We start from the raw sequence: 13,317 nt of genomic DNA on the forward strand, positions 1-13,317 counted from the left end.
TACTGGCGAAGGAAAGGCGAGCGAAAGGCGCTTTCGGAATTCATGCCGTTTTGCGCTCGGACGATTCCTAGCCCCCATAGGCGCAAACGCCGATTTCGGGAGGCTGTCGAGGGAGGTTGCGGGGCGTTCGTTATAATCGGCCCATCGTTTTTTCCGGTTCTCCCATGGCAAGCACACCCCAAACCGAGACACCCCGCGACAAGCGTCCGCCCAAACCGCGCCGCTCCATCTGGCTGCGCATCGCACTATGGTTCGTAGGCCTGATCGCTGCGATGGCCGTTTGCGGCGCGTTGCTCGCTGGGTACATCCTGGTGGTGATGACGCCACAGCTGCCGTCGCTCGACACGATCGTCGACTACCGGCCGAAGATTCCGCTGCGCATCTACACGGCCGACGAAATCCAGATCGGTGAATTCGGCGAAGAGCGTCGCAATCTCGTGCGTTTCGCCGATATTCCCGACGTCATGAAGAAAGCCGTCCTCGCCATTGAGGATGACCGCTTCTATCAGCACGGCGGCGTCGACTTTATCGGCATTTTCCGCGCGGGCGTCGCAAACTTCACGCGCGGCGGCTCGTCGCAGGGTGCGAGTACGATCACCATGCAGGTGGCGCGTAACTTCTTCCTTTCCAGCGAGAAGACGTACACGCGCAAGATTTACGAAGCGCTGCTCGCCTATAAGATCGAATCGCGCCTGACCAAGGATCAGATTCTTGAGCTGTACATGAATCAGATCTACCTCGGGGAGCGTGCCTACGGCTTCGCCAGCGCAGCACGCGTCTATTTCGGCAAGGATCTGAAGGACATCACTCTTGCCGAGGCCGCCATGCTAGCCGGGCTGCCGAAAGCGCCGTCGGCCTATAACCCGATCGTCAATTACAAGCGTGCGCGCGTGCGTCAGGAATACATCCTGAAGCGCATGTACGACCTCGGCTATGCATCCAAGGCCGAATACGATCAGGCAATCGCGCAGGAACTGGTGGTGCGCGGGCTGGGCAGCGAATTCAGCGTGCACGCCGGGTATGTGGCGGAAATGGTGCGTCAACTGCTCTATGCGCAGTTCAAGGACGAGATCTACACGCGCGGTTTTAACGTCTACACGACCATCAACTCGGCGGATCAGGAAGCGGCGTACGAAGCGCTGCGCGCGGGCGTCATGGCGTATGAACTGCGCCACGGCTATCGCGGCCCCGAAGCGAATATTGACCTGCCGGACGGCAAGGACGAGCGCGAACAGTTGATCGACGACACGCTGGTCGAGCACCCGGACAGTGGCGACATGGTCGCAGCCGTGGTGCTCGCCGCATCGCCCCAGCAGGTGAAAGCCGTGCTTCTGAACGGCGACGATGTCACCGTGACGGGCGACGGGCTGCGATTCGCCGCCGCCGGGCTGAGCGCCAAAGCGCAGCCGAAACAGCGGATTCGTCCGGGCTCGGTCATTCGCGTGACGAAGGATGCGAAGGACAATTGGCGCATCGTGCAGATGCCGGACATCGAAGCGGCATTCGTGTCGCTAGACCCGCAGAACGGTGCCATCCGCTCGCTGGTCGGCGGGTTCGACTTCAACCGCAACAAGTTCAACCATGTGACGCAGGCATGGCGTCAGCCGGGGTCGAGCTTCAAGCCGTTCATCTACTCGGCCGCGCTGGAAAAAGGTTTTGCGCCAGCGACCATCATCAACGACGCTCCGCTGTACTTCTCGGCGGCACAGACCGGTGGACAGCCGTGGGAGCCCAAGAACTACGGTGGCGGCTTCGACGGGCCGGAGCCGATGCGCGTGGCGCTGATGCGGTCCCGCAACCTCGTGTCGATCCGCATTCTGCAGAGCATCACGCCGGCCTATGCCCAGAAGTTCATCGGGCGATTCGGCTTCGAAGCGGACAAGCATCCGGCCTATCTGCCGATGGCGCTGGGCGCGGGCATGGTGACGCCGCTGCAAATGGCGAGCGGTTTTGCCGTGTTCGCCAACGGCGGCTTCCGCGTCAATCCGTTCATCGTGGCCCGCATCACCGACTCGAAGGGCAACGTGATCATGGAAGAGAAGCCGGTCGCGGCAGGCGACGAGTCGATTCGTGCCATTCCGGCACGTAACGCCTTCATCATGAATTCGATGCTGCACGATGTGGCGACGCGCGGCACAGCCGCAAAGACCAACGTGCTCAAGCGCAGCGATCTCGCGGGCAAGACGGGCACGACGAACGATTCGCACGACGCATGGTTCGCCGGGTATCAGTCTCAGTTGGTGGGGGTTGCCTGGATCGGTTTCGATCAGCCGCGCAATCTGGGCGATCGTGAAACCGGTGGCGGTCTGGCATTGCCGATCTGGATCGACTACATGTCGAAGGCGCTGCGTGGGGTGCCGGATTCTCCTCGCGCGATGCCGCCGGGCGTCATTCAGGCGAATGGCGATTACTACTACGACGACTATCCGCCGGGACGCGCCGTCAGCACCGTCGGTCTGAGCGCCGAGACGGCACCGGACGGTTCGGCAGCCCCGGGTCCGTCGACGGGGGCCCTGCCCGGTCAGATGCCGGCGCAGCCGGGGGCAATGCCCGCACCCGCACCCGCACCGACCCCTGTGGACCGCCAGGAGCGTCAGCGCATCCTGGACATGTTCAACAGCAAGCCCTGACGAACTCAGGGATGACGTGACCTTCGATCAGGCCGGCTGAAGCGTGACCGTTTCTCCGGCCTGTTGCGACGCAAAGCGCGACAAAGCCTCGAACAACTCGGAATCGTCGCGCGTGTCGCGCCACTTGTCGCCCTTCAGGCGGAAGTGGAAACCGCCCGAGCGTGCGGCAATCCAGATCTCGCTCATTGGCGTCTGGACATTGACGATGATCTTGCTGCCATCGTCGAATTCGAGCGTCAGGACATTCCCCGTACGTTCGCAATCGATATCCACATCGCTGTCGTCGACCACCGCCTCGACCGCCGCCTCCACCTGCGTCAGCACTGCCTCGGCGAGCGCCAGGAATTCACTTTCCGTCATGCTAAACTCCACGGTTTGCGTCATCGTTAGCATGCCGCACCACGCGGCGATACCCCCATGACTGCACCTATTCGAACCTGCGCGATTGTAGCGTCGATTGCTCTGTTGAGCGCATTGGCCGCCTGCGGCCAGGCCGGCCCGCTCTACTACCCTGCCAAACCGGTGAAACCGACGCCGCCGCCGGGTGCCCCGCTGCCTCCGCCGCCGCTCGTCCCCACGCCTGAGCGCGGGCCGTCCGTCGACGTGCCGCCGGCCGCCTCGCGCCCCGCAGCAAAACCGGAATAAGCGTAAATTAGCCGATATTGGCCGAATTCCGGCGGATTTGTCCGCGACATTCGGGGCACATCGCCTTCGGCCCGTCTGGCGGCCCCTTGTTTTTCCCGTTGATTACCGAGCACCTCCGATGTCCGACGCCATCTTCTCCTACCGCGACGACGTACTTCACGCCGAAGGCGTAGCGCTGCCCGCCCTCGCCGAACGCTTCGGCACGCCGCTGTATGTCTACTCGAAGGCGGCTCTGACGAACGCCTATCAGGCTTACGCCAAGGCCTGCGAAGGTCGTAACGCCGCAGTCCATTACGCCGCCAAGGCCAATTCGAACCTTGCGGTCCTCGGCGTGTTCGCCAAATTGGGCGCGGGCTTCGACATTGTTTCGGCAGGTGAGCTGGCACGCGTCATCGCTGCGGGCGGAGATCCGAAGCGCGCTGTGTTTTCCGGCGTCGGCAAGCATGCAGACGAAATGCGTTTCGCACTGGAAAAGGACGTGTTCTGCTTCAACGTGGAATCGCGTCCGGAGCTGGATCGCCTGAACGCGGTGGCAGGGCAAATCGGCAAGCGGGCGCGTGTGTCGTTGCGCGTGAACCCGAACGTCGACGCAAAGACGCATCCGTACATTTCCACGGGCTTGCGCGGCAACAAGTTCGGCGTAGCGTACGAAGAAGCCTTCGACGCCTATTGCGCAGCGGCCGCCATGCCCAACCTCGAAGTCGTCGGCATCGACTGCCACATCGGCTCACAAATCACCGAAATCTCGCCGTACCTCGATGCGACCGACAAGGTACTCGATCTCGTCGAGAAGCTCGAAGCGGCTGGCATTTCGCTGCATCACATCGACGTGGGTGGCGGTCTGGGCATCACCTACACCGACGAAACGCCGCCGGACATCACGGCATTCGCCACGACGCTGCTCGACCACATCGCCAAGCGTGGCCACGGCCACCGTCAGGTGCTGTTCGAACCGGGCCGTTCGCTGGTCGGCAACGCCGGTGTGCTGCTCACGCGCGTGGAATTCCTCAAGCATGGCGAGACGAAGAACTTCGCCATCGTCGATGCTGCGATGAACGATCTGGCCCGCCCGGCCATGTACGAGGCGTATCACGGAATCGATCCGGTGGTGCGTCGCGCCGGGGATACCGCGACGTTCGACGTCGTCGGCCCGGTCTGCGAGAGCGGCGATTGGCTCGGCCGTGACCGCGAGTTGGCGATCGAGGCTGGCGACCTGCTTGCCATTCGGTCCGCCGGTGCCTATGGGTTCACGATGAGCTCGAACTACAACACGCGTCCGCGCGCCGCCGAAGTCATGGTCGACGGCAATGAAGCCTATCTCGTGCGCGAACGCGAGACGGTCGAATCGCTGTTTGCGGGCGAGCGACTCCTCCCGGCCTGATCCTCGCGATCTGCCGGATGCACTGCATCCCCGCCTAAGACTGCCGCGGTAACGGCCTGCGCAGCGCCCAGATCACACGGGCGCCCAGCAGGCCGGTCACCACGATCGCGTAGATCAGCGGCTCGGCAAGATCGTTCTTGCCCGCCTTCATCCACCAGTAGTGCAGGATCGAGAGCACGGCTATCGCATAAATCGCGCGATGCAGCCGCTGCCAGCGCCGCCCACCGAGACGGCGCATCACCGCATGCGGTGACGTTATCGCGAGCAACGTCATCAGGACAAACGCCACGAATCCCACCGTGATGAAGGGCCGCTTGCCCGTCACGTCGCGCAAAATGCTGGCCCAGTCGAACCATTGATCGAGCCAGAAATACGTCGCGAAATGCAGTGCGGCGTAGAAGCACGTGAATAGCCCGAGCATGCGACGAAATCGCAGCAGCCACGACATACCGGTCACGCGTCGCACGGGCGTGACGGCGAGTGTGATGCAGAGCATCACGAGCGTCCACGTCCCCGTCGAACGCGTGATGAATTCGACCGGATTCGCGCCTAGCTGGTCTGTCAGTCCGTAGACCACGAGCCGTGACAGCGGCGCAAGTGCAAGCAGGAAGACGACGACCTTGGCCCACGGCACCCACCGATTCGGACGCTGCGCTGAACGACTGCCGTCGCGGGCATTGGACGCCGAAGCAGCGTTGCCGGGTGTCGACGCAGGAGGCAATCGAGAAGGGGATGGCAGCACGGTGCGTCGACTCAGAAGAATTTACGTAGATCCATGCCCTGATACAGGCTCGCGACCTGATCGGCGTACCCGTTGAACATCAGCGTCTTGCGCTTGGGCGTGAAGATGCCGCCCTCCCCGATGCGGCGCTCCGTCGCCTGACTCCAGCGCGGGTGATCGACCTCGGGATTCACGTTCGAATAAAAGCCGTATTCGTTCGACGCCGCGCGATTCCAACTCGTCTGCGGCATCTTCTCGACGAAACGGATCTTCACGATGGACTTGGCGCTCTTGAATCCGTACTTCCACGGCACCACCATGCGCACCGGCGCGCCGTTCTGATTCGGCAGCACTTCGCCGTACAGGCCGAACGTCAGCAGTGAGAGCGGGTGCATGGCTTCGTCCATACGCAGCCCCTCCACGTACGGCCAGCTCAGCACCGGATAGGACAGTCCCGGCATCTGCTTCGGATCGGCCAGCGTCACGAACTCCACATACCTGGCGTTGCCCGTCGGCTGTACCTGCTTGATGAGCGCTGAGAGCGAGTAGCCGATCCACGGAATCACCATCGACCAACCCTCGACGCAGCGCATCCGATAGACGCGCTCTTCGAGCGGTGCGAGTTTCAGCAACGCATCGAGATCGTAGATCTTGGGCTGCTTGACCTCGCCCTCGATGGCCACCTGCCAGGGACGTGGCTTCAGCGTGCCGGCGCGACGTGCCGGATCGGCCTTGTCGGTGCCGAACTCGTAGAAGTTGTTGTAGGTGGTGATGTCCTTGATATCGGTCGCCTTGTCGGTCACGACGTACTGCGTGTTGCGCGTCGCCGCCAGCTTGGCCAGCCCGGTGCCCGGACTGTCCGCCGCGAAGGCTGCACCGGACGGAAGCAGACCGAGTGCCGCACCGCCCATCCCCGTCAAGCCAATACCGGACGCTTGCAAGAAGCGCCGCCGACCTGTTGCCACTTCCCGCGGCGTGATGCTGCTCGATGGAATATCTGCCCCACGCAGATGCGCTTTGGTCGTACTCATGATGCCTGCCTCCCGAACGTATCCGAGTTATCTCACCGAGCGACGTGCCGCCAAGTTGCGGGCTACGCGCCGCCCAATTGTCACTCATAAGCGATGGGACCGACATCCAAAGAACGCCGTTCCCCACGTTGCGTTGTGAAAAATCACATATCAGGATGAAAAAAGCCGCCTGCACGTAAGTGAGGCGGCTTTTCAAACGCGATGGCCTTGCAGCTGCCCCTCGGCGAAGGGGTATTACGGCGTCAGAGCTGTCCGTAACTATGCAACCCGGAGAGGAACATGTTCACGCCGAGGAATGCGAACGTCGTGATCAGCAGGCCTGTGAGCGACCACCATGCCGCTACCACACCGCGCAGGCCCTTCATCAGGCGCATGTGCAACCAGGCCGCGTAGTTCAACCAGACGATCAGCGCCCAGGTTTCCTTCGGATCCCAGCTCCAGTAGCCGCCCCAGGCATCCGCCGCCCACAGCGCCCCGAGAATCGTGGCGATCGTGAAGAACGCAAAACCGACGGCAATCGCCTTGTACATCACGTCGTCGAGCAATTCGAGCGACGGCAGGCGCGACGAGAAGAATCCGCTGTCAAGCGGCTTGCCATTGGCAGCCAGACGCTTGTTCTCGCCCGACTTGAGCAAGTAGGCCACCGCCACCATCGCTGCGAGGGCAAACGTGCCGTAGCCGATGAAGTTCGCAGGCACGTGAATCTTCATCCACCAGCTTTGCAGCGCAGGCACCAGCGGTTGAATTTCGTAGGCGCTGCGCGCCACGCTGTACCAGAGGTTGAAACCGACAGCGGCACTGATCACGAGCAACACGAACGGGCCAAGCGAGCGCGTCTCGTAGCGTTGCTCGTAGTACAGATAGAACAGCGACGTAATCAGGCAGAACAGCACGAAGACTTCGTACAGATTCGAGATCGGAATATGGCCGACGTCTGCGCCCACCAGATAGGACTCATACCAGCGCACCATCATGCCGGTGAAGCCGAGCAGCACGGCCGCCCAGCACAGCGACGAACCGACGCTCGCACCGAACGGCGAACGGGCAAGGAGGCCGCCCCAGTAGAAAAGCGTCGACAGGAAGAACAGCGCGCTCATCCACAAAATGGCGGACTGACTCGACAGGAAGTACTTGAGAAAGAACGCCTGATCGGCGCGCGCCAGATCGTGGTGATACATCCCGATGCCCGAGAGCGCGAGAATCGCGATCCCCGCCATCAGCCAGCGCACCGAACGCCAGTGCCAGCCGAGCAGGGCAAACGTCGGGACGGAGAGCACCAGAATCGTGTGCTCGTAATAGTCCATGAAGTGGCCGTACCGGTTGAGCGCGAAGCCCGCGCCCAGCGCCAGCGCCAGCGCGAACAACCAGTCGCCGATGCTGCGACGGCGCAGCCACGAGACCTCTGAATAGCCTTGGGATAACTCCATCTGTCTCACCTTCATCGTTTTGTGACGATCTCGTTCATCTCCGCCTTCGTGCGGGCGAATTCCTTTTCGAAATCCAGGGTGCGACGCGTCGTCGACACTGCCATCAATACCGAACTGCCACCTTCCGGCGTGTCCTTGACCCACAGCCACAGACGCCGCTCACGCACGTAGAACATCGAGAAGATGCCCAGTACCAGCAGCAAGCTGCCAAGATACACGATCTTCTTGCCCGGCGAGCGCGTGAGCTGGAAGACGCTCGCCTGGATCTGCTCGAACGAGTCGAGTTGCAGGAACACCGGGGCGTCGTACAGGAAATTGTCGGACAGCGCGTTAGTGGCCGTGTGCACGAAGCGCTCGGTCTCCGGCGACGGCACCGCCGCCGGCTGCCCCGCCTGTTCGCGAGCGACCTGCCACAGTTGCCAGATCGTGCCGTCCAGAATGCGACGGAACATGTCGGCCGCACTCGATTGCTGTTCCTGCGGCACCTTCTCGTTCACGAACTCGGCAATTGCCTGCAATCCGCCTGTCGCATGACCGTTCTTGCTCGCGGGCATCGCACCGGCGAAAAGGTCCAGTTCGCGCTTGGCGCTTTCCTGCAATTGCCCGCGCAACTCGGCGGACGTCTGCGACGGCAGCGATTGCATCGCAAACCGACGAGCCGCTTCAGTCCGCGCGCCGTCGTCCTGAAGCGCCGCACGCAGCAACATCCACTGCTTGACGGAGCCATCGACGTCCGCCGGAATGCGCAGGTACTGGAACGGACCGTCCGGCGTGTCGCGCACGCCCGTCATGAACACACGCTCGCCGTCTTCCACCAGAATCGGCAGCATGTAGTTGCGGTACTCCTTGGCCTGACCGCTGCGGTCACGCACCTTGTACTGCACCGACGGACCGACGTTTCGCAGATCCTTGCCCACGTCGGTTCGCGCACCGGAACCGAGTTGCGCCCCCAGTTCATCGCGCAACGATTTACGGGCGACGCCGCGCACGTCGCGCTCGCCGCCGCCGTTGCTGATGTTCTCGACGTTGATGGCACGGAAGTCGCTGAATTCGACGGTGTAGGCGTCCTTCCCTGCCGCGCCACCGCGCAGTTGGGTCGACCCGCCGATGTCGCCGGAGAACGCGAACGGACGATCGGTCGCGCCGCGCATCGGGTAACCGGTCAGCTTCAGCTTGCTGCCACCGTCCTCGAAACTCGACTGATAGATCGCCACGCCCTTGAAGATGAACGGTTCGTTGACCTTGACCGTCGCATCCATCGACTTGCCGGTTTCGGGGTCCGTCACCACGATGTCGCTGGCGAACAGCTTCGGCATGCCCGTCGAGTAATAGTCGACGTGGAATTTCTTCAGTTCGATGGAGAACGGCAGATCCTGCACCACCGAGCCGTCCTGAAAATTCAGAATTGCCGTGGTGGACTTACCGCCTTCCGGTACGAATGCGTAGCCGCGAAACGCGGGGTTGTTCGCTGACAGACGATGGTTCTCGGGAATTTGTGCGATGACGGCATTACCTTGCAGCGGCGACTTGCCGAACAGCGCCATCTGGACGCGAATCAGCAGGTCGCTGTCGACCAGACCGCCCAGACAGATGATCACGATAGCGCTGTGCGCAAAGATGTAGCCGATCTTGTTGATGGCGCCAGCCTTGGCGGCCACCAACGTGGCCCCTTCGCGCTCGCGCACGACGAAACGGTAACCACGATGTCCGAGATAGCCCGTGACACGCTTGAGCAGATCCGTGCGCGAGAGGGGACCGGTGTACTCGGCCTTGTGACCGAACGCGCGCAAACTCCCCTCGCGTACGTGATCGCGCCAGCTGCGGATATCCGCGATCATCTTCGGCGCATTGCGCACGATGCACAGCGTCGTGGACGCCATCAGGAAAAAGAGGATCAGCAGGAACCACCACGAGCTGTACACCGTGTACAGGCCGAGCGAGCGGAAAACGTCGGCCCAGAATGGACCGAACTGGTTGACGTAATTGGGGTAAGGATCGCCCTGCTTGAGCACGGTGCCGACGATGCTGGCAATCGCGAGCACGGTCAGCAGACTGATGGCGAAACGCATCGAACTGACAAGCTCGACGCCATCGCGCACCCAACGCTGCGCTCCCTTGATCTGCATTCCGGAGGTACTGATGCTCATTCTGTTTCCGACAACAAAAAAGGGCGGGGACGCGAATCTCACGCGCCCGCCACCCTGTGTATGCTAAACCAGTTACCCCCGGTCGCTCTGCGGCACCGTAGCAGGTTTCGTTATAAGTCAGCGAATATACCCTGACGTTCACATGATGTCAGGGCAGGGCTCCCGATCATCACGCTTAGCGCAGACCAGCCACGTAATCGGAGACGGCCTTGATTTCCTTATCCGACAGGCGTCCGCCGATCGTATGCATCGGCGCGTTGTTGCCGCGCGTTTCGTTACGGAAGGCGATGAGTTGTGCCTCGGTGTATTCCGCCCATTGCCCGGACAGGCGCGGGTATTGCGACGGCATGCCAGCACCGGTCGGGCCGTGGCATGATGCGCACGCCGGCACGCCCTTCTCCGCGATGCCGCCACGGTAGATCTTCTCACCGAGCGGCACGGTGTCCTTGTTGCGGGCGACGCCCGGCTTCTCGGTCTGTGAGGCGAAGTAAGCGGACACGTTGCGCATGTCCTGCTCGTTCAATGCCGCGACCATACCGGCCATGATGGGGTTGTTGCGTGCCGGGGTCTTGCCGGGCTGCGCCTTGAAGTCGACGAGCTGCTTGTAGAGATATTCGGCATGCTGACCGGCCAGCTTCGGATAAGCGCCGCCGGGGCTATTGCCGTCTGCCGCGTGGCAGGCCGCACACACCTGTGTGGCGATGGCCTGTCCCCGGGCCAGATCGGGTTTTGCGGGCGTTTGAGGCTCGGCGGCTTGTGCCGCACCGCTCAGAAGAATGCATGCCAGCGCCAACGGTGTTGCAGCGAGAGACTTCCACACTCCTCGGTTCATTCGCACACCTTATATCTGTTTTGTCGGGAAATCGGTCGTTCGAACTCACCGTCCGACGCCGCGTTTCTCCTCCAACCTCACGGCGCGCGAGACGTTCGGGCAAGCCTTGGCAAGGCCAAGGTTAACTTTCATATTGTACAATAAAGACTTTCCCCGGCTTTAGGGGATTTCCATGTAGAAGGCCGCAGAACGGGGCTTCCCGGCCTGTCGCCGGTGAGTGCTCAACCCCACCGTTTTGCGTCCCTGCGCCCGCGTTGCGGCCCGATTCCCGTGGCTGCGGCGCTCCCCGGTTTCCGTCATGTCCCTACTTCATCAAGCCCGCTTCTTTACGACCGTCAATCATCTGCGCGACCTGCCGCCTACGGCCGTGCCCGAGGTCGCCTTCGCGGGTCGCTCGAACGCGGGCAAATCCAGCGCGCTCAACATCCTCTGCAACCAGAAGCGACTGGCCTTCTCGAGCAAGACGCCGGGTCGCACGCAGCACATCAACTATTTCGAGATCGCCCACCTCGAACACCTTTACGGCTACCTCGTCGATTTGCCGGGATACGGCTATGCCGAGGTCGGTGGCGGTGTGAAGGTGCACTGGCAACAGCTTCTCGGCGACTACCTCGTCCAGCGTCCGCAATTGCGCGGCCTCGTGCTGGTGATGGACTCGCGCCGCCCGTTCACGGACCTGGATTGCGAACTGATCGACTGGTTCATGCCTACCGGACGTCCGATCCACGCCCTGCTGACGAAAGCCGACAAGCTCACGCGTCAGGAAGCCACGAACGTGCTGCGCGAGACGCAGAAACGCCTGTCCGCGCTGCCGCGCACCGATGGGCTGCCGTCCGACGATCCGACGATTGCCCCGCAATTCACGGCGCAATTGTTCTCGTCGCTCAAGCGTACCGGCGTCGACGCCGCGCAGCGCGTGCTCGAAGACTGGCTCGCCATTCCGGCACGCGAGAAGGCCAAAAAGTAAACGCGGGTCCGCAGACCGCACGCGGATCCAACTTCCAAAGGTAGACGTTCGATACCCCGACCGTGCGCGACAAATCGTCGCGGCGAAGACGCGTGGGTCACGAGGTCCTCTAGGGGAAATCGATAGGGCCGATGCAGCGAGCCGTCGTATCGGCCGAACGGATGATGTCTGCGCGAACTCACCGGAAAGCGAGACGATCCGGGAGGTTGCCGTGCCGTTATGACACGATTCGAGCGCACATAAAAAAACCGCCGTGTAGGCACGGCGGGTTTAAATAAGCCTTATCGTAGAACGACAGGCGCCCGCTCAGGGAGGAGAAGCGGGGGACGTCACACGCAGTGCGAACATCCGGTTGGTATGATATACCATGCGTTCGAAAGTTTCCCGGCAAGCGCCCTTTTTTGCGCGCCTTCCCTCTTACGGAATCGTTGAGCCAGTCGCAACGACAGCACCGTTTTCGGGACACGTCAAAACGTCCGATTCACGGGAATTTCCGACGCGCCATTCTTCGTCCAAAGGACCGATCGCATGAGTTCCTACCCCCTGCTTCGTCCGCGCCGCATGCGACGCGATGACTTCTCGCGCCGTCTGATGCGCGAAAACCGCCTGACTTGCGACGACCTCATCTACCCGGTGTTCGTACTCGAAGGTGAGAAACGCCGCGAGGCCGTCGATTCGATGCCCGGCGTCGAACGTGTTTCCGTCGACGAATTGATGCGTGTGGCCGACACGTGCGTCACGCTCGGCGTCCCAGTCATTGCACTGTTCCCGAACATCGAAGCCTCGCTTAAGACGCCGGACGGCATCGAGGCGACCAACCCCAATGGCCTGATCCCCCGCGCAGTGCGCGAGCTCAAGCGCAACTTCCCCGATCTCGGCGTTCTGACCGATGTCGCGCTCGATCCGTACACCAGCCACGGACAGGACGGCGTACTCGATGAGAACGGCTACGTCATCAACGACGTGACGACGGACCTGCTCGTGAAGCAAGCGCTCACGCAAGCGGAAGCGGGTGTGGACATCGTTGCCCCCTCGGACATGATGGACGGCCGCATTGGCGCCGTGCGCGAAGCCCTGGAAGCCGGCGGCTACATCCATACGCGGATCATGGCGTACGCGGCCAAGTACGCATCGGCGTTCTACGGTCCGTTCCGGGACGCTGTAGGCTCGGCGGCGAACCTTGGCAAGAGCAACAAGATGACCTACCAGATGGACCCGGCCAACTCGGACGAAGCGATCCGTGAAGTGGCGCTCGACATCGAGGAAGGTGCCGACATGGTGATGGTCAAGCCCGGCATGCCGTACCTCGACATTGTGCGTCGCGTGAAGGACGAGTTCCGTTTTCCCACGTACGCCTATCAGGTCAGTGGCGAATACGCGATGCTCAAGGCCGCCGCACAGAATGGCTGGCTCGATCACGACAAAGTGATGATGGAATCGCTGCTGGCCTTCAAGCGAGCTGGTGCGGACGGCATTCTGACCTACTTCGCACTCGACGCCGCACGCTTGCTTCGCGCTCAGGCGTAAGGCGCGTCG

11 protein-coding genes are annotated in these 13,317 nt (G+C 62.1%); 5 read left to right on the forward strand and 6 right to left on the reverse strand.

Translation table 11 applies throughout. The features are described from left to right. The first annotated feature begins 164 nt into the window (after positions 1 to 164). On the forward strand, positions 165 to 2,630 hold the full coding sequence (locus NTU39_RS24910; RefSeq protein ID WP_257958797.1) for a penicillin-binding protein 1A: 2,466 nt from the start codon (positions 165 to 167) through the stop codon (positions 2,628 to 2,630). Positions 2,631 to 2,657: 27 nt separating this feature from the next. Here NTU39_RS24910 and cyaY read toward each other — a convergent pair whose 3' ends face one another. Beyond that, entirely contained in the window at positions 2,658 to 2,990 is a 333-nt protein-coding gene (cyaY, locus tag NTU39_RS24915) for an iron donor protein CyaY (RefSeq protein ID WP_150578303.1), read from the reverse strand. Between the two features lie 57 nt (positions 2,991 to 3,047). Between cyaY and lptM the strand changes: the two genes are divergently transcribed. Beyond that, positions 3,048 to 3,275, forward strand: coding sequence for an LPS translocon maturation chaperone LptM (gene lptM / locus NTU39_RS24920; protein WP_039393675.1), 228 nt, complete (start codon positions 3,048 to 3,050; stop codon positions 3,273 to 3,275). A 118-nt stretch (positions 3,276 to 3,393) separates the two neighbouring features. Then, entirely contained in the window at positions 3,394 to 4,656 is a 1,263-nt protein-coding gene (lysA, locus tag NTU39_RS24925; RefSeq protein ID WP_257958798.1) for a diaminopimelate decarboxylase, read from the forward strand. Between the two features lie 34 nt (positions 4,657 to 4,690). On the opposite strand, the gene msrQ is transcribed toward lysA, so the two are convergent. The 5 genes from msrQ to NTU39_RS24950 form a co-directional block, all read right to left on the reverse strand. After that, on the reverse strand, positions 4,691 to 5,398 hold the full coding sequence (gene msrQ, locus NTU39_RS24930) for a protein-methionine-sulfoxide reductase heme-binding subunit MsrQ (protein WP_373275339.1): 708 nt from the start codon (positions 5,396 to 5,398) through the stop codon (positions 4,691 to 4,693). An 11-nt stretch (positions 5,399 to 5,409) separates the two neighbouring features. Beyond that, entirely contained in the window at positions 5,410 to 6,408 is a 999-nt protein-coding gene (gene msrP, locus NTU39_RS24935) for a protein-methionine-sulfoxide reductase catalytic subunit MsrP (protein WP_150666275.1), read from the reverse strand. 242 nt (positions 6,409 to 6,650) lie between these two features. Continuing rightward, positions 6,651 to 7,835: a c-type cytochrome biogenesis protein CcsB gene (gene ccsB, locus NTU39_RS24940; RefSeq protein WP_257958799.1), complete on the reverse strand. Its 1,185-nt coding sequence runs from the start codon at positions 7,833 to 7,835 to the stop codon at positions 6,651 to 6,653. Positions 7,836 to 7,846: 11 nt separating this feature from the next. Continuing rightward, positions 7,847 to 9,982 (reverse strand): cytochrome c biogenesis protein ResB, encoded by a 2,136-nt coding sequence (locus NTU39_RS24945; protein WP_257958800.1) that lies wholly within the window; start codon positions 9,980 to 9,982, stop codon positions 7,847 to 7,849. A 175-nt stretch (positions 9,983 to 10,157) separates the two neighbouring features. Further along, positions 10,158 to 10,814, reverse strand: coding sequence for a c-type cytochrome (locus NTU39_RS24950; RefSeq protein WP_150666277.1), 657 nt, complete (start codon positions 10,812 to 10,814; stop codon positions 10,158 to 10,160). 298 nt (positions 10,815 to 11,112) lie between these two features. Between NTU39_RS24950 and yihA the strand changes: the two genes are divergently transcribed. Together yihA and hemB are read left to right on the forward strand one after the other, a co-directional pair. Further along, the gene (gene yihA / locus NTU39_RS24955) at positions 11,113 to 11,781 is read left to right on the forward strand and encodes a ribosome biogenesis GTP-binding protein YihA/YsxC (protein WP_150666278.1); all 669 of its coding nucleotides are present in this window, start codon (positions 11,113 to 11,115) and stop codon (positions 11,779 to 11,781) included. A 528-nt stretch (positions 11,782 to 12,309) separates the two neighbouring features. After that, positions 12,310 to 13,308, forward strand: coding sequence for a porphobilinogen synthase (hemB, locus tag NTU39_RS24960; protein WP_150666279.1), 999 nt, complete (start codon positions 12,310 to 12,312; stop codon positions 13,306 to 13,308). Positions 13,309 to 13,317: the final 9 nt, after the last annotated feature.

Source organism: Pandoraea commovens (assembly GCF_024704525.1).
In the GTDB taxonomy this organism is placed as follows: Bacteria; Pseudomonadota; Gammaproteobacteria; order Burkholderiales; family Burkholderiaceae; genus Pandoraea; species Pandoraea commovens.

Coding starts and splice junctions, on each gene's coding strand:
- NTU39_RS24950 (WP_150666277.1), bottom strand. CDS start 10,814: ATGAACCGAGGAGTGTGGAAGTCTCTCGCTGCAACACCGTTGGCGCTG.
- msrP (WP_150666275.1), bottom strand. CDS start 6,408: ATGAGTACGACCAAAGCGCATCTGCGTGGGGCAGATATTCCATCGAGC.
- cyaY (WP_150578303.1), bottom strand. CDS start 2,990: ATGACGGAAAGTGAATTCCTGGCGCTCGCCGAGGCAGTGCTGACGCAG.
- lysA (WP_257958798.1), top strand. CDS start 3,394: ATGTCCGACGCCATCTTCTCCTACCGCGACGACGTACTTCACGCCGAA.
- hemB (WP_150666279.1), top strand. CDS start 12,310: ATGAGTTCCTACCCCCTGCTTCGTCCGCGCCGCATGCGACGCGATGAC.
- NTU39_RS24945 (WP_257958800.1), bottom strand. CDS start 9,982: ATGAGCATCAGTACCTCCGGAATGCAGATCAAGGGAGCGCAGCGTTGG.
- ccsB (WP_257958799.1), bottom strand. CDS start 7,835: ATGGAGTTATCCCAAGGCTATTCAGAGGTCTCGTGGCTGCGCCGTCGC.
- NTU39_RS24910 (WP_257958797.1), top strand. CDS start 165: ATGGCAAGCACACCCCAAACCGAGACACCCCGCGACAAGCGTCCGCCC.
- yihA (WP_150666278.1), top strand. CDS start 11,113: ATGTCCCTACTTCATCAAGCCCGCTTCTTTACGACCGTCAATCATCTG.
- lptM (WP_039393675.1), top strand. CDS start 3,048: ATGACTGCACCTATTCGAACCTGCGCGATTGTAGCGTCGATTGCTCTG.